The sequence below is a fragment of the Flammeovirga pectinis genome (genome assembly GCF_003970675.1).
GTDB classification, from domain to species: domain Bacteria; phylum Bacteroidota; class Bacteroidia; order Cytophagales; family Flammeovirgaceae; genus Flammeovirga; species Flammeovirga pectinis.
On the sequence record NZ_CP034562.1, the window covers coordinates 1,980,891 to 2,001,224 of the forward strand.

At 31.5% G+C, this 20,334-nt stretch carries 17 protein-coding genes; 12 read left to right on the forward strand and 5 right to left on the reverse strand.

Features of this window, described 5'->3' with window-relative positions:
* Positions 1-287: 287 nt before the first annotated feature.
* Positions 288-1,331 (forward strand): quinone-dependent dihydroorotate dehydrogenase, encoded by a 1,044-nt coding sequence (locus EI427_RS07915; protein WP_126613392.1) that lies wholly within the window; start codon positions 288-290, stop codon positions 1,329-1,331.
* 68 nt (positions 1,332-1,399) lie between these two features.
* Here EI427_RS07915 and EI427_RS07920 read toward each other — a convergent pair whose 3' ends face one another.
* Positions 1,400-3,313, reverse strand: coding sequence for a RecQ family ATP-dependent DNA helicase (locus EI427_RS07920; protein WP_126613393.1), 1,914 nt, complete (start codon positions 3,311-3,313; stop codon positions 1,400-1,402).
* Positions 3,314-3,448: 135 nt separating this feature from the next.
* Between EI427_RS07920 and pyrE the strand changes: the two genes are divergently transcribed.
* From pyrE to EI427_RS07935, 3 genes are all read left to right on the forward strand, one after another.
* On the forward strand, positions 3,449-4,084 hold the full coding sequence (gene pyrE, locus EI427_RS07925) for an orotate phosphoribosyltransferase (protein WP_126613394.1): 636 nt from the start codon (positions 3,449-3,451) through the stop codon (positions 4,082-4,084).
* 106 nt (positions 4,085-4,190) lie between these two features.
* Positions 4,191-5,558 (forward strand): GNAT family protein, encoded by a 1,368-nt coding sequence (locus EI427_RS07930; RefSeq protein WP_126613396.1) that lies wholly within the window; start codon positions 4,191-4,193, stop codon positions 5,556-5,558.
* 14 nt (positions 5,559-5,572) lie between these two features.
* On the forward strand, positions 5,573-6,148 hold the full coding sequence (locus tag EI427_RS07935; RefSeq protein WP_126613398.1) for a hypothetical protein: 576 nt from the start codon (positions 5,573-5,575) through the stop codon (positions 6,146-6,148).
* A 129-nt stretch (positions 6,149-6,277) separates the two neighbouring features.
* On the opposite strand, the gene EI427_RS07940 is transcribed toward EI427_RS07935, so the two are convergent.
* A complete protein-coding gene (locus EI427_RS07940) occupies positions 6,278-6,973 on the reverse strand; it encodes an SDR family oxidoreductase (RefSeq protein ID WP_317125741.1) in 696 nt (231 codons plus the stop codon).
* A 170-nt stretch (positions 6,974-7,143) separates the two neighbouring features.
* On the opposite strand from EI427_RS07940, the gene EI427_RS07945 reads away from it, so the two are divergent.
* The 3 genes from EI427_RS07945 (at position 7,144) to EI427_RS07955 (ending at position 10,092) form a co-directional block, all read left to right on the forward strand.
* Positions 7,144-7,554, forward strand: a complete 411-nt coding sequence (locus EI427_RS07945) for a hypothetical protein (RefSeq protein ID WP_126613402.1) — start codon at positions 7,144-7,146, stop codon at positions 7,552-7,554.
* 161 nt (positions 7,555-7,715) lie between these two features.
* The gene (locus EI427_RS07950; RefSeq protein WP_126613404.1) at positions 7,716-8,117 is read left to right on the forward strand and encodes a hypothetical protein; all 402 of its coding nucleotides are present in this window, start codon (positions 7,716-7,718) and stop codon (positions 8,115-8,117) included.
* Positions 8,107-10,092, forward strand: coding sequence for a TonB-dependent receptor plug domain-containing protein (locus EI427_RS07955; protein ID WP_126613406.1), 1,986 nt, complete (start codon positions 8,107-8,109; stop codon positions 10,090-10,092). Before EI427_RS07950 ends, EI427_RS07955 begins: the two co-directional genes overlap by 11 nt.
* Positions 10,093-10,151: 59 nt before the next feature.
* On the opposite strand, the gene EI427_RS07960 is transcribed toward EI427_RS07955, so the two are convergent.
* Positions 10,152-11,063, reverse strand: a complete 912-nt coding sequence (locus EI427_RS07960; protein ID WP_126613408.1) for a WD40 repeat domain-containing protein — start codon at positions 11,061-11,063, stop codon at positions 10,152-10,154.
* Positions 11,064-11,198: 135 nt separating this feature from the next.
* Between EI427_RS07960 and EI427_RS07965 the strand changes: the two genes are divergently transcribed.
* On the forward strand, positions 11,199-11,831 hold the full coding sequence (locus EI427_RS07965; RefSeq protein ID WP_126613410.1) for a 4'-phosphopantetheinyl transferase family protein: 633 nt from the start codon (positions 11,199-11,201) through the stop codon (positions 11,829-11,831).
* Here EI427_RS07965 and EI427_RS07970 read toward each other — a convergent pair.
* On the reverse strand, positions 11,818-12,852 hold the full coding sequence (locus EI427_RS07970) for a phosphatase domain-containing protein (protein ID WP_126613412.1): 1,035 nt from the start codon (positions 12,850-12,852) through the stop codon (positions 11,818-11,820). The two genes, EI427_RS07965 and EI427_RS07970, sit on opposite strands and share 14 nt — an antisense overlap.
* Positions 12,853-13,340: 488 nt before the next feature.
* Between EI427_RS07970 and EI427_RS07975 the strand changes: the two genes are divergently transcribed.
* The 4 genes from EI427_RS07975 to EI427_RS07990 all read left to right on the forward strand — a co-directional run bounded on the left by EI427_RS07975 (position 13,341) and on the right by EI427_RS07990 (position 17,482).
* Positions 13,341-14,477 (forward strand): DNA polymerase III subunit gamma/tau, encoded by a 1,137-nt coding sequence (locus EI427_RS07975; protein WP_126613414.1) that lies wholly within the window; start codon positions 13,341-13,343, stop codon positions 14,475-14,477.
* A 269-nt stretch (positions 14,478-14,746) separates the two neighbouring features.
* Complete coding sequence (locus EI427_RS07980) at positions 14,747-15,190, forward strand: hypothetical protein (RefSeq protein WP_126613416.1); 444 nt, start codon at positions 14,747-14,749, stop codon at positions 15,188-15,190.
* A complete protein-coding gene (locus EI427_RS07985) occupies positions 15,183-16,259 on the forward strand; it encodes a DUF4421 family protein (RefSeq protein ID WP_126613418.1) in 1,077 nt (358 codons plus the stop codon). The genes EI427_RS07980 and EI427_RS07985 overlap by 8 nt, the downstream gene beginning before the upstream one ends.
* 113 nt (positions 16,260-16,372) lie before the next feature.
* Positions 16,373-17,482 (forward strand): DUF4421 family protein, encoded by a 1,110-nt coding sequence (locus tag EI427_RS07990; RefSeq protein WP_126613420.1) that lies wholly within the window; start codon positions 16,373-16,375, stop codon positions 17,480-17,482.
* A gap of 138 nt (positions 17,483-17,620) precedes the next feature.
* On the opposite strand, the gene EI427_RS07995 is transcribed toward EI427_RS07990, so the two are convergent.
* The gene (locus EI427_RS07995; protein WP_126613422.1) at positions 17,621-20,305 is read right to left on the reverse strand and encodes a GAF domain-containing SpoIIE family protein phosphatase; all 2,685 of its coding nucleotides are present in this window, start codon (positions 20,303-20,305) and stop codon (positions 17,621-17,623) included.
* Between the last annotated feature and the right edge of the window lie 29 nt (positions 20,306-20,334).

Genomic DNA, 20,334 nt, shown 5'->3' on the forward strand with positions numbered 1-20,334 from the left:
ATTTCATTTTTTGAACGCACAAATGTCGCTAATTGCAATCAACGAACAAAGTTTCATTCACAAGCATATAGATATGACTATAAATTATATTAATTAAGTAAAAATTTCGACTCTCTTTTTACTCACTTTATAGTTCAGTACATTCCTGTAATGGATATTTAAATCTATTTTTCAAGATAATTATAGATAGTAAACTTCACTTATATACTATTTCTAACTACATTTGCACCGTTTTATACAGACATTTGTTGTTTGTATTCTTTGATAAACTATAACCGTGTGGTGTAATGAGTTTCTACAAATCTGTTGTTAGGCCGTTTTTATTTCAGGTTGATCCTGAAAAAATTCATCATTTTGCAGTAAATTATTTAAAAACAGCTTTTTCTTTGCCGCTTGCTAAGAGTATAGCTAAAGGTATTTACCAAGTAAATGATCCTAAATTAGAAAGAGAAGTATTTGGAATTAAATTCCCCTCTCCTGTTGGATTAGCAGCTGGATTTGATAAAGACGCAAAAATGATTGATGAGTTTGCTTGCTTTGGCTTCGGATTCATCGAAATTGGTACACTAACTCCTGTTGGCCAACCTGGTAACGACAAACCTAGAATTTTTAGATTACCGCCAGATCAAGGCTTAATCAATAGAATGGGGTTTAATAACGAAGGTGTTGATGCTGCAGTAGAACGTTTAAAGAAAAGAACATCAAAAGTAATTGTTGGTGGTAATATTGGTAAAAACAAAGTTACACCAAACGAAGAAGCTGTATTAGATTACGAAAAAGGTTTCCATGCCTTATTTGATCATGTTGATTATTTCACTGTAAATATTTCTTCTCCAAATACACCAAACCTTAGAGCTTTACAAGACAAAGAACCTTTAAAAGAGTTATTAGGAACATTAAAGAAGCTAAATAGTGAAAAGGCAAACCCTAAACCTATTTTATTAAAAATTGCTCCCGATTTAACAGATGATCAACTAGATGATATCATTGAAGTTGTTCAAGAAACAAAAATTGATGGTGTTATTGCAACAAATACCACAATTAGCAGAGAAGGTTTATCTACACCTAAAGAAAAAGTTGAAAGCATTGGAATGGGTGGCTTAAGTGGTGTACCAGTCAGAAATAGATCTACAGAAGTTATTCGTTACTTATACGAAAAATCTGGAAAGACATTAGATATAATTGGTGTTGGAGGTATTCATACTGCCGAAGATGCAATTGAAAAACTTGAGGCAGGAGCAAAATTAGTACAAGTTTATACTGGTTTTATTTACGAAGGTCCTGCTTTAGTTAAAGAAATAAATAAAGCTGTTCTAAAGAAACAGTATTAATGTCAATACAACTATACACGTTGTTCATAAATTTTATAAGAAGCACTCAATGATTTGAGTGCTTTTTTTTACGCAAGAATTATCTTTTTCGACTCATTCCATTTAATCATTTTCCTTTCAAATAAATCAGACAAAACCCGCGTAAAGCCCTCCAGGTCTACAGGTTTTAAAACTGATTCTAATTCATGTAGTGAATATTCATCCTTCTTTAATAAATTTAGAATTTGATCTTTGAACGGTAAAACCTCTAAATTCCAAGTATTCAATTTCTTTCTAGACAAGCAATTATCACATACTCCACAATTTTCTCCGCTATAGTCACCAAAATACTCACGAATACTAATACTTCTACACGTACTTTTGTTATCTATAAAATGAATCATTGCTTTCGCTCTTGCATAGTCGTGACTTTTTCTCTGTGAAAGTAATTTTTTATTAATTGGTAATTTTTCTGGTAAATATCTTGGCAGAATAAAAGTTATTTGAGGCTTGTCTTTCTTTGGTTGGTAATTGATAATATCAAGCTTATTTAATTCAGATAACATGGAATGTACCCTGTCTAAAGGTATACCATTGCTAAATGCAATATCTTTCTCCTCAATTTTAACGAACGAGTTAAACATTTCTCCTCCATACATTCTAAGCATCCCTTTCATCATTAGCTCAAAGTGAGGATGACGAATTAAGTAAGCATAAAAATCTTCAGAAGATGATTTAATCATAACGGCCGGGTCGTGAAAAACACTTTCATTAAAAAGTAAAACCTCTTGTTCCTCAAGTCGTCTTAATGCGTAATAGGTCTCTGTAGGAGGTAAATCATATTTTTTAATAAAAGGTTTAATATAAAATGGAAAAGAAGCCATTTCTCCGCTACCAACAGCCAGTCGATACATATTACCCAAACAAGAATAAACTCGACGTAGAAATTTCTCATTAGGATGTCGTTCTTCAACCCATTCTAATATTTTTCTTTTCTGATCTGGTTTTACCAATAAAACACTATATGCTTTATTACCATCTCGTCCACCTCTACCAGCTTCTTGATAGAATGCCTCTATACTCTCAGGAGAACCAATATTAATAACTGATCTAACATCTGGCTTATCAATACCCATCCCAAATGCATTAGTAGCTACAATAACACGGATATTGTTTTTAATCCATGCAGTTTGTTTTACTTCTCTTTGGTCTGTGGGTAACCCAGCATGATAAAAGTCAGCAGTAATACCATTAGTCTGTAATAATTGAGCCACCTGCATTGCCATTTTCCTCGTCCTTACATAAACAATTGCACTACCTTTTACATTTTTAAGTATTTGCATCATTTTATGTTGACTATCCTCTTCCTGGAAAACAGAGAAAGATAGATTAGGTCGATTAAAACTTCCTTTAAAAACCTTATAGTTTTTATGAAACTTCAAGTATTCAATTATATCTTCTTGGGTTTTAAGTGTTGCAGTAGCTGTTAACGCAATACACGGTACTTCCGGAATTAATTCTCTGATCTCACCAATTTTTAAATATTGAGGTCTAAAATCAAACCCCCATTGAGAAATACAGTGCGCCTCATCAACAACTAATAACCCAACGGCCATTCTTTTTAGTCGTTCCTGAAATATTGTCGTTTTTATTCTTTCAGGAGATACATAAAGAAATTTCACTGCGCCTTGAGCAACATTCTCTAAAAGAATATCTATTTCTCTAAAATTCAATCCAGAATAAAGTGCCTTTGCAGGAATTCCTCTTCCATTTAATTGTTGTACTTGATCTTTCATTAAAGCAATCAAAGGTGTGATTACAATACACACTCCTTTTCTTGCAATACCCGGAACTTGGAAACAAATAGATTTCCCTCCACCAGTTGGCAACAAAGCGAGTGTATCTTTACCCACAAAAGCACTTTCAATTATTTCCTCTTGTAGCGGTCTAAACTGATCATACCCCCAAAATTTCTTTAAAATTTGTAAGAATCCTTCTCTCATATCAAGTATTGACAAATATTTTTTCAGAAATCAAATATCAGAAATTTATTTTATCAATTTCTGTCTTATTTTTGCAAAAATAAATAGAACAGTGATTTTACTGTTTTAACTATACTTACAACATCAGCAATAACAATGGAAAATACAATTGCAAAGAAGGTAGCTTCACTTTTATTGGAAATCAATGCCATCAAAATTCGTCCAAACGATCCTTTTACTTGGGCATCGGGATGGAAGTCTCCAATCTACTGTGACAACAGATTGTCGTTATCACACCCTCAAGCAAGAACGTATATCAAACATGCATTATGCGCAAAAATTCAAGAACAATTTGAAGGCGTAGAAGCAATTGTTGGTGTAGCAACTGCGGGTATTCCTCAAGGAGCATTAATTGCAGATGCTTTAGGTATTCCTTTTGCCTATGTTCGTTCTAAGCCAAAAGGACATGGAATGACAAATATGATTGAAGGTGAACTAAAATCAGGAGCTAAAGTTGTTGTGGTAGAAGATTTAATTTCTACTGGCGGAAGTTCTCTTAAAGCTGCAGAAGCATTAAAAGAAGCTGGTATTGAGGTAATGGGTATGTTAGCGATTTTTACTTACGGATTTGATTTATCTGTAAATAATTTCACAGAAGCTGGTATTCCACTTGTTACTTTATCTAACTACAATGCAATGTTAGAATTAGCATTAGAAAAAGATTACATACAAGCAAATGATTTAGAATCTCTAAAATCATGGCGTACTTCTCCATCTGAGTGGGGAAAATAATACATTACAAAATTATGTAATAAAAAAGGTGATTTAAACGATCACCTTTTTTATTACTTTTTTTTAGCGGGAACATTTTCTGTGTTTTTTCAGTTTAATTCTTACAATGTATTATGATTTAGCTTTTGGTGTAATTTCTCCGAACGATGAAAATTTAGCACCACAAAAAATTGATGAGCTTTTAGCCAAGGGATATTTTAGACATGCCCAAAATATGGCATCATACGAAATGATGTTCTTTGAAGAGAAAATGCAAGGTGTTCTCCCTCTTCGTTGTGCACTTTCTCCTGAAATGTTTACTAAATCTCAACGTAAAAAAATTAAACAATCTGAAAAGAAGTTTACAGTTGAAATTTGCCCTCTAAAAATAACAAAAGCCCATAAAAAATTATTCACAGAATACAGAAAAAAACGCTTTAATGAAGACGATAAAGTACTTATTGAGTACTTTGGCGTTGAATCTCACCAAGACTTAGATAGTTTACCTTACAACACTTGGCAAATTAGTTTTTGGGATGATGATCAACTTGCTGCTGTGTCTTATTTTGATGTTGGAGAAAATTCCATTTCAAGTTTAATGGCTATTTATGATGAGCAGTATAAAAATGATGGATTAGGCTTTATTTCTATGCTTATAGAGATGAAATGGGCACAATCTAATGGCATGAATTATTACTATCCAGGGTATACATTAGACCAACCATCGTGCTTCGATTATAAATTAAGATTACCAAATGTTGAATATTTTGATTGGCAAGGCAAATGGAAATTTTGGGATTCAATAGACTTAAAGAGTACAAAAAGATCAATTACCTTACATAAGTTACAAGAGGGAGTTAAAGCAATTAATAATAAAGCTGTAGTTGTTGGCTATGTAAAAGAAGAAGAAAATTTCTTTAGTAGTTTATGGCACAATATGTTTGATTATACTCAAGCTGTAGAAGCACCTATATATATATCCTACCCAATTGGACAATTTCATCAAATGACTGTTATCTATTTACCCGATGAAGATCAGTATTTAGTTAAGCCTCATCTTTTTAAATTGAAAAATGGGATGACTGATGTATTGAAAAGCAATAATCCTATTGAAATAGCCAACTTTATAAATGCTTATTTTGGTCAAGTTCAGCTTGTCGAAACTAGATTAAACCATATTATTCAAGAAATAAAAGACGTAATAAATAATTCTAATATTGAATTTGATACTATTGACGAAATGGGTAATGCTTCTAGATATCCCAATTCTAAATGGCTTTCTTGTAAAAAAAATGGTTCGGAATGGATGATTATGCCTTTTTGGGATGATGAAAAACAAAAATTCTATTTCCACCCACTAACTTTTAGGTATAATCAGAACAGATGGGTATCTCCTTTTGGATTATGTACGCCTGAAATGGCCATATTAAAAATCAGTGATTATATTTGTCGCAAAGAAGAAGATTGGCATGAGTTGATGTCAGAAGACAAATAAGCACTAGGTTAAATATGAGTATAGCCGACAACTATAAATTTCTAGAACATGTTGCAGAACGAAATTCTACTGCAAAATCATTTGATAACTGGCAACAGATAAACTCTCATACCATAATTACTATGGCAAGAAAGTTCTTGGTAGAGAATAATATTTCCGTTAGAAAAGTCCCTTTAAAAACAATTCATGCTTTTATTACTGATAGTGCTTTAGAAAGCCTTAAAAAGCAACAACAACGATGGGCTATTTTACTAGCCAATGCTGTTACTTATCAAAACCCATGCAAACAACACCTTACATTAGTTAAAATACTACGTGATGCATCACTTGAAGAAGTTGAATTACTACATTACTTAAAAAAACATTCTTTTATTGAGTATGAAACGTCTAGAGTTTGGATAAAACTTAAAGCGGTAGAACAATGGGCTTTAGAAATTCTTAATTGTTCTGGGATAGATATAGAGATAATTATTGAAAATCTTTATATGAAAAGGCTTATTGAAGTTGATGAATCAGAAGAAGAAATAAGAATTGCTCCCTTAGGAATGCACTTTATTGTTGAATGTGAAACTCCTTTTGGTATTAAATAAATACAATTTTATTTAACCCGCGTTTGTAAAGAAGTAGCACTGCTACATCCTTAACCACATTACTAATTAAAAGAATAAATTAAACAATTATGAGTTTAGCTATAAAACTAAACTCATAATTGTTTAAAACTAAATATCGCCTAATTGTGGTCTTACAATTATATCCTCAACCACAGCACTGTTTGATAAATTATATGCAGAGAAAACTAAATCTGCAATATCCTGCGATTTAATAAATCGATCTTCAGGAAGGTCTATTCCTGCCCAACTGTTTGTGTATGTAGCTCCAGGCATAACAGAAGTTACTTTTATGTTATATGGCTTCATCTCTTCTCTTAGAGACCGTGAAAAGCCTAACATAGCATGTTTAGAGATAGCATATGAACCACCATTTGCATAAGCTACAAAAGAGGCTACAGAAGCAATATTAAAGATATATCCTTCTTTCTTTTCAATCATTTTATTTATTAGACCTCTAGTGATATAGTAGGTAGAATACATATTGGTTTGCATCATCATTTCAAATGCTCCTTCCTCTTCATTATGAATAGAACCTGGAACAAAAACACCTGCGTTATTCACTAGTATCTCAACGTCTTCATCTAAATCATTTACATATTTAATAAAACCAAGACATTCTTCTTTATTAGAAACATCAGCTTTAAAAACATGAACGGTTACATTGTAAACTTCCTCTACTTCAGTTTTTAAAATTTCTAAATCTGCTAAATTTCTAGCACAAACAACAACGTTTTTACCGATGCCTGCAAACTTATTAATTATAGCTCTTCCAATACCTTTTGAGCCGCCTGTTACTACTATCATTTTTGAAATTAATTTATATTTAAACTATTTAATGACCTTGATTACCTAATTGTTTAAATTAAAGTAAAAGAATATAAATAAGTTAGAACTCAATGTAAATTTAACATTCTAATTTATTATTTTTGAAGTATTGAAACTAGAAAACAAAATTCTATTGACGAACCTACATCATGAAACGCCTAATATTAATTTCATTATTTGCCTTTTTAGGAATGCAAACACAAGCTCAGTCACATACTGTGCTAATTTCTAATTCTTTTGCTCAATTAAAAGCATCGGCAACTCAACATATTGCTGGGTTAATTGCTAATTCTGGTCTTGAAGAATCACAGAAATTAGGTCACCTTTCTACGAACAGAGAAATGTTTATAGAAAAGCCTGAGTTTGGTGATATCAATTGCTTGGTATCTGAAATTCAGAACCTAATGCAACACAACGATGGAGTAGAATTTAAAAGTATTCAATTGCAAACTGTACAAACAAGTTATTCAGAAGGAAAAGAAACTATACAATACATTCCTGGTGCAAGAATTTCTATCAAGAATTTCGTATCTAATTGCTTAAAAAATTATTATAAGTAAATTGTAAAAGTACAAAGTACCAATGTAAGCAGATCTGTTATAGGTCTGCTTATTTTTTGTCTTTACTTTAAATTGTTAATTTATGTTACTGATTGATAGGCATTATCTAATATTTATAATTAGATACGCTTACTTTGAAGTATAATCAAATTTGAACAAAAATGTTTTTCTTTAAAAGATGGTCAAGAAAAGCCTATTCGGTATTTAATTCTCTTAGTAAAGAGATTAAAATCTGTATGCTTGATATTGACTTACATTTTAGTGCACCTACATTAGTTCATGAGGTTCAATCTTTTAATTCTAATGGTAATGCCGTAGATGAAGATGATTTAGAAGAGTTTAATCTCCTAAATGAACCATTGGAAGTACTAATAGGTGCAAAATTTTTAGATGAAGATGTCTTTGGAGTGTTTTTAGCAAAAAATCATTGTTATAATCAGCTGCTTAGATACTACTTCTCAAAACTTCTTTCAACAAATTTACTTCTCCATTTTTTATGTTTTACCAGTATCGATAATAATCGATCTAGTACTTCTATGCCTTATCTTTATTATGAAAAATAATCTACTACAAAAGAGACAATTTATTACAGTTGTACTCCTCTTACTTACACACTCTATTTTCGGACAAACAAAAGTAGAAATTGACACAGCTAAGATTACGGAATATTATTTAGAAGAAATTTCTGTGAATTCAGGTCGTGTACCACAACTTTATTCTGAACAAGCTAGAATTGTTACTTACATTGATAGTGAGAAACTACATGAAATGCCTGTACAAAGTCTAGATCAAGTTTTAGGCTATGTTGCCGGTGTTGATATGAGATCAAGAGGTCCTTTAGGGGTTCAAGGCGATCTTAATATCCGTGGAGGTTCTTTTGACCAATCTCTAGTTATGCTGAACGGAGTGAATATGAATAATCCTCAAACTGGGCACCTTAACCTTTTCCTTCCTGTTGATATGGAAGCTGCTTATGGTGTTGAAGTCTTGGAGGGACCTGCTTCTAGAGTGTTTGGAGCAAATGCATTTACAGGTGCTGTAAACATTCAGACAAAGCCGTTAGATCAGAATAATATTTATGCACACGCTATGTATGGCGATTATAACCTACAAAAATATACAGGTAGAGTAAATTTAGCTTCAGATAAAACGAGACACCTTATTACAACATCCTATAAAAAGAGTGATGGATATACAGATAATACTGATTTTGAAGATGTAACTGCTTATTACCATGGTAGCTATGATGTGGAAGGTGGTACATTTGATCTTACAGCAGGTTATTCTGATAAAGGTTTTGGTGCTAACTCTTTTTACACACCAGCTTACCCTAATCAATACGAAAGAAATCAATTGTACCATGGCTCTTTGCGTTTCACAAACAATGGTAAGATTAAAATTACGCCAATGATCTATTGGAATAGAACGTATGATAGGTTCGAGTTATTCAGAGAAAACCCTGCTTCATGGTATCAAAACCACAATTACCATAGAATGGATGCTGCTGGTGCTAATGTAAATGCTGTAATCCCTTCTAAGTTTGGAAAAACAGCTATTGGTTTAGATGCTAGATATGAAGGTATTATTAGTAATGTTTTAGGTACTCCTCTAGATAATCCAATTGCAATTGATGGTGTAGAAAACACTGCCTATACAAATGGAAAAGAAAGATATAATTATAGCTTGTTTTTAGAACACAATGTGATTCTTGGAAAGTTTACGGCCTCTGTAGGCTTGATGTTTAATTACAACACAGAATTAGAAGAAAATGGAAAAGGCTTTGACATTTTTCCTGGAGCTGATGTATCTTATGCCTTATCAAAATCTTGGAGATTGTTTACTACTGTAAACACTGCAATGCGTATTCCTACATATACAGATCTATATTATGACGGACCTACAAACGTTGGTAATGATTCACTTAAAGAAGAAAGAGCAGTAACTTTAGAATTGGGCACTAAATACGATAAAAATGGTATTTCCGGAAGTGCATCTGTTTTTAGACGTTGGGGTTCGAATATTATTGATTGGGTAAAAGAACATCCAGATAGTTTATGGCAGGCTCAAAACTTAACAGAGTTAACCACTACAGGAGTTACATTAAATGCAGGGTTCGATTTAACGCAGATGCTTCATAAAGAAGTATTCTTAAAAAACATTCGTTTCTCTTATTTGTACTTAACTGCTGATAAGGGTTCTAGTGAATATATATCTAATTATGTACTCGATTACTTAAACCATAAAGCTACTTTAGGAATAGCACATGGCTTATTTCTAAAAAATCTAAAAGCAGATTGGCAAATAGTTTATCAAGATAGAAACGGTTCTTTCACAGCATATGATCCTAACGGTAACGGGCAAGAAGTAGATTATGATCCTTTTACTACCGTTGATCTTAGAATTAGCTATACTTGGAAAAATTTGTATTTCTACGGAGAAGGAAGCAATATTTTTGATGTCAAATATTACGACATTGGTAATATTCAACAACCTGGTAGATGGTTGAGAGCAGGTATTAAAATGAACTTAGACTTCTAAGAAAATCAAAAAGGGCTTAATTTCATTATAAAATTAAGCCCTTTTTATCTTTTTTTGTCTTAGAGACCTGTAACTTTCCAAGCCGCAGCAGAGTGATCATCAGAAACAGATACAATAGTATTTTCGCCAATCCAAGCTAACCTATTAATAGACGTCCCATGTCCTGCATGTCGAGCCTTATCAATTACTTTTAATAATCTAAAATCTTCGGTTCTCCATACTTTCAAAGATTTATCTTTACTACAAGTCACAAAATATTTTCCATCTGCTCTAAATACTATATCATTAATAGTATACATATGAGCAACAATATCTTTCTGAGTTTCAATAAATCCGTCCAGATTCCAAATTCTTATATGCGCATCTCTACCTCCACTCACTAAATACTGAGCATTTGGTGTAACAGTTAAAGCAAATACAGAATTCTCATGCCCAATTAACTCCCTTACTTCAGAAAGAGTAGCGATAGAATATCCTTTTATTAAATGATCGCTACTTCCTGTCCAAACAATTTCTCTCGTTGGATCGATAGCAACAGACCTTACAGATTTATCAGATACTTTTACTTTTTTTGTAACTATCCACTCTTCAATGGCTACAACAATTAACCAACCATCTCCTGTACCAATAAAAAGCTCATTTTTAAATCTCTTTATAGAAAATACAGCTTGGTCTGTTAGTTTTAATGATTTAATTTCTTTCCCAGAAGTTAAATCTAGTAAATGAATTCCATCTGTATTTTGCCCAACCACCAATTGATTTTCTTCAATTAATGGACACAAAGCATAAACAGTATTTGGTACTTTAGCTACTAATCTACCTTGATCTGCTTGTGTAATATTCCATTCTACTACAAGACCATCTGCCCCTGCAGTATAAAACTTTCCTTTATCGTTAAAGTGAACCACACTATATAAACCATCAGTATGACCTCCAAAATTGGAAATTTTCTCTACTTCTAGTCTTTGCATAATTTTAGTTTTAATAATTTTGATGATTAACCAATACTAATTTTAAACTTGCACCTCAAAATTTTTCGAAATATACCAACTAACTTTTACAAAATTGCTTTGATAGCTGTAAACTTGAAATTACTATCTTTGTTTATGCCTTTATTAAAAATTGAATACTGTACAGATACCCTAATTTGGTGTCTTTGGGAAATTACCGAAGAGGAAGATGAATTATATGCGCTTTCAAATGAGACAAAAGATAGCTTTAAACATATAAGTAATGAGAAAGTTAGGAAACAAAGTATTGCTGGCAGAGTTGCATTAAAACATCTTATTGATAAGCTAGATATAGAATATCATGGTATCAAAAAGGAAGAAAATGGAAAACCTTTTTTGATAAATCAGCCCTATCCCATTTCTATTTCTCATTCAAAAAATATTGCTGCGGCTATTATTAATTTAGAATTGAATGATGTGGGAATAGATATTGAAGGTATTCAACCAAAGGTTTTAAAACTTCTACCTCGTTTTGCAAATGCTGAAGAATTGGCTTTCGCATTAAGTAAAAAAGAAGACCCTACAAATTCTACCATTATTTGGACGCTTAAAGAAGCTGTCTATAAAGCTTTTGGAAAACTAAATATTGAATTCAAATCGCAAATTGAAACACAGTTTTTAAATAATGAGGTTACAGGAATTAGAATCAAAGAGTTAGAAAGTAATTTTAGAAATTTTCAAAGTAAATCAGTTCAGGTCGGTTCTTTTATCGTATCTATAACGTATTAATTTTTTCAAATTGCCTTTTAAAAAAAGCTTGATAGATTCTTCTTTCAATTCTAATTGCTTCTTTTGGATCATGGAAAACAAAGAAAGGCACTTTAATTTCTTTAAGTGATTCCTTAACCATTTTCATCGCATCGTCTCTTTTTCCTTTAGAAACATCTCTAATCATTATACCACAAATATTATCAGGGTATTTTTCTGCAATTGCTTGATAAGTATATGGATCTCGTTGTCCACTATCTCCTATTAAAAGGAATTGTTTTGTTTTAAATTTATCTATTAGATATGATATTCTATCAATTTTATGCTGTGATTTCCCCAAACCTATTCCTTGATCAGAATTTGTAGGCAAGAAGTCTTTCCAATTTTTATGATAGCGTAAATAAATTGGTCCTTTTGGAAACTTCCTTGTTTCAATAAAGTGCTTGATAACCCAAAAAAGATTCATTTCACTATTTGATACATAAAAGAATCTAGCACCTTGAATATACATTTCATGGTAAAACTTACTCATCAGTTTTACCTCTTTTCTTTTAAAGGCGTGTTTTACTATAGTTTGAGGAATCCTTTTTAAAAATGAAGTAGCATGCGTAATTAATATAGTATCATCAACATCAGAAATAACCATAAATTTAGCATCAGGAGAAACGTTAACTATCCCATTTTTTGATATATCAGGTAACTTAATTTCATCCTTTAATTCTTTATCATGATAAAATCGAAGTTTCTTATTTAGTTCTTTATCAGTAAAATCTTTCGATAACTGAAACTCTCCTCTAAAATATCCTTTTGAATCTAAAGCAATCGGAAAAGTCTGATTATCGATGTTCGCATAAATCACTTTCTCATCACTATGATTATGATTATATAATTTCCATAATCTTGATACATGCCTTCTAAATCCTTCCGCTTTTCTTGAAAGATCTAAAAGCCCTGTTTTAAAAGTCAACAACTGCCCTTCTATTGATAATATATTATTACTTTCAAAACCTATTAGCGGTAATAAGATGGTCGATTTACTCAAAATTTATCTACTGATTAAGTATTCAAAAAGGAATTATAGAATTTAAGTTAACGGAAAATTAGAGATAAAAAAAGATCAATACTTAAAAGTATCGATCTTTATGATTAGTTGAAAGTTTGTATTTGTAACTAGATTATTAATCTTATTAGTTTGATCAGTAAAGTCTAATTTCAAATTTCTTTAGTCGGAAGCTTGATTTAGCTTAGTATATATATTCGATATCAGATGTCTGTATTGATATGACTAGTTTCATTCTAGTGAAAAGAACCTTTCGTCATGACTCAAATTTACGAAAAAAATTTAGTAAATTTTATATAATTATAAATCTTATTAAAATAATACCATTAATATTGCACTTAACACATTGATTTCTAGAATTTTCATAGAATTATTATACTTCATTTGAAAAGAAATATGCTCGAATCATTTCAAACGTGCTAAGATTTTTTAACTTTGTTGAAGTATATATCAAACTGTAAATAGATTTTATGGAGAATTTTGTTGTTTCGGCGCGTAAATACCGTCCGAATACATTCCAATCCGTTGTTGGTCAAGAACATATCACAAATACATTAAAGAATGCTGTAATGAGTAATCATTTAGCACAGGCTTTTTTATTTTGTGGACCAAGAGGTGTTGGTAAAACAACAAACGCACGTATTTTGGCTAAAACCATTAATTGCGACACTCCAACTGAAGACGGTAACCCTTGTAATACTTGTAATTCTTGTACAAGTTTTAACAATAATGCTTCTTTGAACATTGTTGAACTAGATGCCGCTTCTAATAATTCTGTAGAAGATATTAGAAACCTTATCGAACAAGTACGTTATGCCCCTCAACCAGGCAAAAAGAAAGTTTATATTATTGATGAGGTGCACATGCTTTCTACTGCAGCTTTTAATGCTTTCTTAAAAACATTAGAAGAACCACCTGCCTATGCTATTTTTATTCTAGCAACTACAGAAAAACATAAAATTCTACCTACAATTCTTTCTAGATGTCAAATCTTTGATTTTAATAGAATCACAGTTAAAGATATTGTAAAGCAATTAAAAGACATTGCTGATCAAGAAGGAATTCAAACAGATGACGATGCTTTACACCTTATTGCTCAAAAAGCAGATGGTGGTATGCGTGATGCCTTATCTATGTTTGATATGATAGGTACATTTTCGAATAATAAATCAATCGATTATCAGACAACTGTTGATAATCTTCATATTCTTGATTACGATTATTACTTTAAACTCACAGATTTTATTAATAAAGGCAATGCCTCTCAAGCTTTACTTCTTTTTGATGAAATTCTGAGAAAAGGTTTTGATGGCCATAATTTCATTATTGGTCTATCAGAACATTTTAGAAATATTTTAGTTTGTAAAGACGCAGTTACTTTAGATTTACTTGATGTATCTGAAACTGTAAAACAGCGTTATAATCAGCAAGCTAAAGAAGTTCCTCAATCTTTTATTATGACTGCCCTAAACTTAGGGAGTGAATGTGATTTAAGGTTTAAGGAGAGCAAAAACCAACGTTTGCATGTTGAACTGACATTAATGAAAATGTCTCATATCAATAAAGCAATTCGCCTTGCTCAGATAGAAATAAAAAAAAAAGATTAGCTGAACTAAAAGCTAAACAAAAGGCATTAGAGGTTAAGACTTCTCCAAATACGGATAAAGACACATCTACAGAAAGTACTTCATCTCCTATTTCTGTTTTAGAAGAACTACAGGCAGAAGCTAATAAAATTCAAATCCAGCCTACAACTAAAATATCTGGCAACCTAGAACAGCTTAAAAGTGGCCTTTCTAGAAAAGCTAAAGATATTAAGGCAAATGAATCTAAAGTAAACACTGCGGTTACAAACCAAAATTCTTCTGTTTCTAATATGCCTCCACCTCCCCCTAATAATTTTGGTGGTACTTCAAAAAAGAAAGTTTCTAAATCTGTCGGGCAATCTTTTACTTTAGAATCAGCTCAAAAAGTATGGAAATCATTTGCTGATCATTATAGCTCAAATGGTAAAAGTAAATTTGCGAGTATTCTATTAGATGAGGCAACAATTTCTTTAGATTCTCAGCTGAATGTAATTGTAGATATTACAAACTCTATTCAGAATGATCATTTAGCAATAGTTCGCTCAGATTTATTAAGACAATTACGTTCAGATTTAAAAAATGAAACGATAGAAATTTCTACACGAATTGTTCAATTAGAAAATTCTAATGAGCCTAAGAAAATGTATTCTGCTCAGGATAAATTTAAATTTTTACAAGACAAATATCCTGCATTAAAAACTTTAAGACAAAAGCTTGGGTTAGACTTTGATTAATTTTGACAACTTAGTTAACCAGTTTTTAATTATTAGTATATTCTTCCATTTAGGAATTACTACTAGTTTTTGTCAGACTTCGACAGTAAAATTAGATTACGATACTACCTTTTATACTTCCTATAATGACGACCTCCATATTCGTCTTTACACTGTATACAAATTCAACGATCTATTAATTCAAGATCGAAATGACCGTTCCAATAACATCATTTACTCTCCTAACGGTAATTTAAATGTTGGGTTTGGATTTACCTATAGAGGTCTAGGTATTAATATAGGCCTAAATCTACCTTCTATTAATGATGACGATGATATTTATGGCAAAACCACTAAACTGGATATGCGTTCTTACATGTATGGACGTAAATATGCAATTGATTTTGGTTTGCAGTTTTATCAAGGTTTCTATTTGAAAAACACCATTAATAGAGTTCCACCTTTTCCTGACATAGGCCCTCCACAAGAAATTAGGGGTGACATGCAGGTAAATACAATAGGCTTTACAGCTTTTAAGATTCACAATTACGAAAAATTCTCTTTTAGAGCTGCTTTTTCGCAAACTGAAGTACAAAAAAAGACTGCAGGATCTCCAATTTATGGTCCTTATTTAAATATACTCCACTTCTCTGCAGATTCTGCCTTAATACAAGATGGGGACCATGGCTTAATTTCTAATGTTAAAGATGGCTGGTATACTAGTACTGGTTTTGCAGGTGGATATGCTTTTTCTCTTGTGCTTTTCAAACAATTTTTCATTACAGGGTCTGCTGCATTAGGTTATGGATTGGCTATCGGGAATTCTACTTTAGAAAACATTAATGGCAATACTACTGAATTTACAATTGGTGGTGGAATTAAAGTTAACGCACGCAGTGCAATTGGCTATAATAACGATAAAACTTATGTTGGTTTATCTATTGTTTTTGAAAGCTACAACGTTAATACCCCCGATGATTATTTAAAACTATACATGATGGGACAATTTAGGTTTAATATTGTGCGAAGGTTTGACTGGAAAGTTGGGCCCTTAGATTGGATTATGGATAGAACTCCCGGATTTAAGTAATTAAATCAAAATTTTGTTAAATATAAAATCTCTTTCATTTTGAGGTCAAAGCTGATTGGTTTAAATTTGTAAACAATTTTAGAATCATCTGTTCATCATGACTCCAATTTCTATTGAAGAATATATTTGTATTAACTTTACTTTCTAGTTTCCTTTTGATTTTAGGAATGACCAATTCATCTTTGGCTCAAGAATTCCATGATAATCATCCATCAGATCATGATACAACGTATTATATTTCTTACAATGAACAACTTCATTTAAGGCTATATACTGTATATAAATACAATAATTTAATAGTAAATGCTGATGAGCAAGGAAATGACAACCTCACTTATACACCAAATGGCAATTTAAATGTAGGTTTTGGTTTTAACTACAAAGGTCTAGGTATTAATATAGGTCTTAATTTACCTGCAATTAATAATGACGATGATAAATTTGGAGAAACTCAAAAACTAGATATGAGATCTTATGTCTACGGTAGAAAATACGCTTTTGATCTAGGCTTACAATTTTATAAAGGCTTCTATATAAGTGAACTTAATAGAGATACCCCTCCTGATAATACCGACCCAATTGAATTAAGAGGAGATATGAAAATCCATACAGTTGGAGTTTCGGTTTTGAAAATTCACAATCATGAAAAATTCTCTTTTAGGGCGGCATTTGCGCAAACAGAGGTACAAAAAAAGACTGCAGGCTCTATAATTTATGGTCCTTATATTAACTTTGTTAGAATTAAAGCAGATTCTTCTTTAATCCCAGAATACATAAGAAATGAATATCTCTTATCTTCTAATATTGTAGAAGGCTGGTATGGTAGCATGGGTATTGCTGGAGGTTATGCACAATCTTTAATTCTTTTTAAACGCTTTTTTATTACTGCTGCTGCTGCTATAGGCTATGGTGCTACTTTTGGACATTCTTATTATGAAACTCAAAAAGGTAATGTAAACGATACAGCATGGAAAGGTGGTGTGAAAATAAATTCTAGAGTTGCGTTAGGGTATAATACCGAAAGAACGTACGTAGGTGGCTCATTTGTCTTAGAATCTTATAATATAACAACAAGTGAAGAAAATATGAGTCTCTATTGGATGGGACAATTTAGATTTAATGTTGTTAGAAGGTTTAATTGGAAAGTTGGTCCATTAGATTGGGCCTTTGATAAAAAAGATAAGTTATTGAAGTCAGGGCCATACAAAAAACAAAAGAATTAATTAAAATCTGATAAACATAAAAAGCTAAAAATAAATTTAGTAGAAGGCTACTATTTATTAGTAATATATAGTCAAAACAAAAGAGGCTATCTCATTTAAATTGAGATAGCCTCTTTTAGTATATTCAAACCAATAATTTTAGACTTTCAATCCAATTATTGTAATATCATCCCTTTGCTCAACGCCACCAATTTGATGTTGTTCTAATTCAGCTTCTAATACTTCTTTCTGCTGATCCATAGTAGATATTGCATTCTGCTCTAATAACGCCTTCAACCTTAAAGTACCGATTTTCTCTCGGTTCTGGTTATTCTGATCTACGTAACCATCACTACATAAGTAGACAATATCACCTTTAAATAGTTTAATGTCTTGAGAGTTAAATTCTTTCTTCTTACGGTTAGTGTAACCAACAGATTTAGATGCTCCAGCAACAACTTCAAGAGTAGATGTTTCATTTCTAAATATATATAGAGGACGCTTAGCTCCTGAAAACTGAATTAGTTTTTCACTTTCATTGGCTCCATCTTCAATACAGATTAAAGCGATATCCATTCCATCGTCATTTAAAGAATTTTCTTGTTGTAGAGATTCTTTTACGCCTTCATTTAAAGCATTTAAAATATCTACTGTATCAGATACTCCCTTAACGTTAACAATATCATTTAATAAAGCATTACCAATCATAGACATAAATGCACCAGGAACACCATGACCTGTGCAATCTACAACGGCTACAAATTTCTTCACTACACCATTAATCTCTGTTCTTTTAAACCAATAGAAATCACCTGAAACAATTTCTTTTGAACGGTATAATAAGAAGTGATCTTCAAAATTATCTTTCAGTAATGAATTAGATGGAAGAATTGCACTCTGGATTGTTTTTGCATAGCGCATACTATCCGTAATACTCTTATTTTTTTCCTTTAATTCTTTATATGCAATGTAGTTTGATACTGCAATAGATGCGTAAGACGCTAAAGATTTGAGGATTGAAATATTTATATCTTTATATTTATCAACCTCTTTAGTTTGCATTGTAATAATACCTACTACTTTACCTTCCACTATTAGTGGCATATAAATCAGAGATTTATTTACTGATAATGATTTCTCTTTTGTCTGTGGTATATATAAGGTATTCTCTTTGTCATAATCATTAATTATTAACTCTACCTCATTATTAAAACACCAAGCAGCTAAACTATATGCGTTATCAATTGATTCAGAAAAATAAGTATCTAACCCAGAATCAGAAATTTGATTTCTAAATTCCAATCTTCTTTCCAATGTATTATAGACTCCTATTCCAAAAGTATCTGCAGGTAGTAATTCGGAAACACTTTCCTGTAAATCCAACATATGGGTTTCAAAATCTAAAGTAGCTGTAAACTTCTGCCCGATATCTTTTACAGATAACATTTCTTCATGAGATTTAACTACATCATCTTTAGCCTGTTCTAAACGTTCAGTAATCTCTTGAAGATCATCTCTTTGCTCTTTTAATTTTTGCGAGTTTTTATAGAAGATAAAAATCAAGAATAATGAGATTGTTGCAATAATAAAATACAACATTCTTTCTGTCTCAACTTCTTCCTTTTCTTCTTCAATCTGCTCAATTGCAGTTTCTTGCTGATCAATTTGAGTTCTCATTCGAGACATCATTTGATTCGTTTTATACTGAGCATCTTCGTAAGCAAGTTCATTTTCAATTAAAGAAGTAGTCAATCTCTCTAAATAAGATTCTAATGCTTTCTTGTTCTTGGCGTTGGCATCTTTATCTAGCTTTTCTGAAATTTTCTGAATTTCTTTTCTTAACGAAACTCCAGTTTCTTGAAGAATCTGTTTTTCTGCTTCTAAAGTATTAAATACTGTTTGGAAGTTCTCTGTGTACTCAATGTTTGCTCCTTTATTTCTTTGTTCCTCGTTACCGTTACTGATATAAACGAACATATAATTATCTTGATAATCATATTTTGTTTTAATGATTTTATAATCATCAATAATAAAACTTGTCGCATCTATAGAGTCAGCATATACTTCAAATTCTCCATTAGTATCTGTCAAGAAATGTTTTTCATTAATAGTTACATCTAAACTATCGGCAGGAGAAATATCATCATCATATACAACAACAACCAATATTGGGTCAATTGTGATTTCATCCTCCTCAACTATTTGTGCTGGCTGAATAGTCTTTGTCTTTGAACTAGTACTTGTCGATTTTGTTGTTCCTTTCTTAGCAACTATTTCCTTTTTTGTAGGTATAGGACCAGGAATATTGATTACAACAATACTTGCTGACTTATTATAATTATAATATTGCGATTTTACAGGATCTCCATCTACAAGAAAAACTGTATTGGCTTTCACTTTAAAGTTTCTATCAACTTTTAATTGAAATTTACCTTTTGAGTTTGTTTTTGCAGCCTGAAACTTTTGTCCGCTAATTTTTATATAAGTATTTCTAATTGGCTTACCTCCTTTTAAGGCAGTACCACTAATAAATACTGGAGCATAAGAAAGTAACACCTTTATAGAGTTTTTACCATCCTTTGCCCAAGTTTGCATCTTGTATCCCCTTTTTATAACATTGAGGTTACGTAAACTTGAAATTTCAACATTTTCAACTATAAAAATTCCATCATAGTTTGTTGTAGTCTTCTTTATTCCATCTATGTACACATCGGCTAAAGATATTGGTTGTTGATCTTCATCAACTACCATACCTTTTACATTCTCTTGAGCTTGTAGTCCAAATGAGATAAGAAGTAAGGATAATGTAAGTAGTTTATTAAAAAAATTTCTTTTACTGATCATTATAATAGTAAATGATTAAAAAGTTTAGA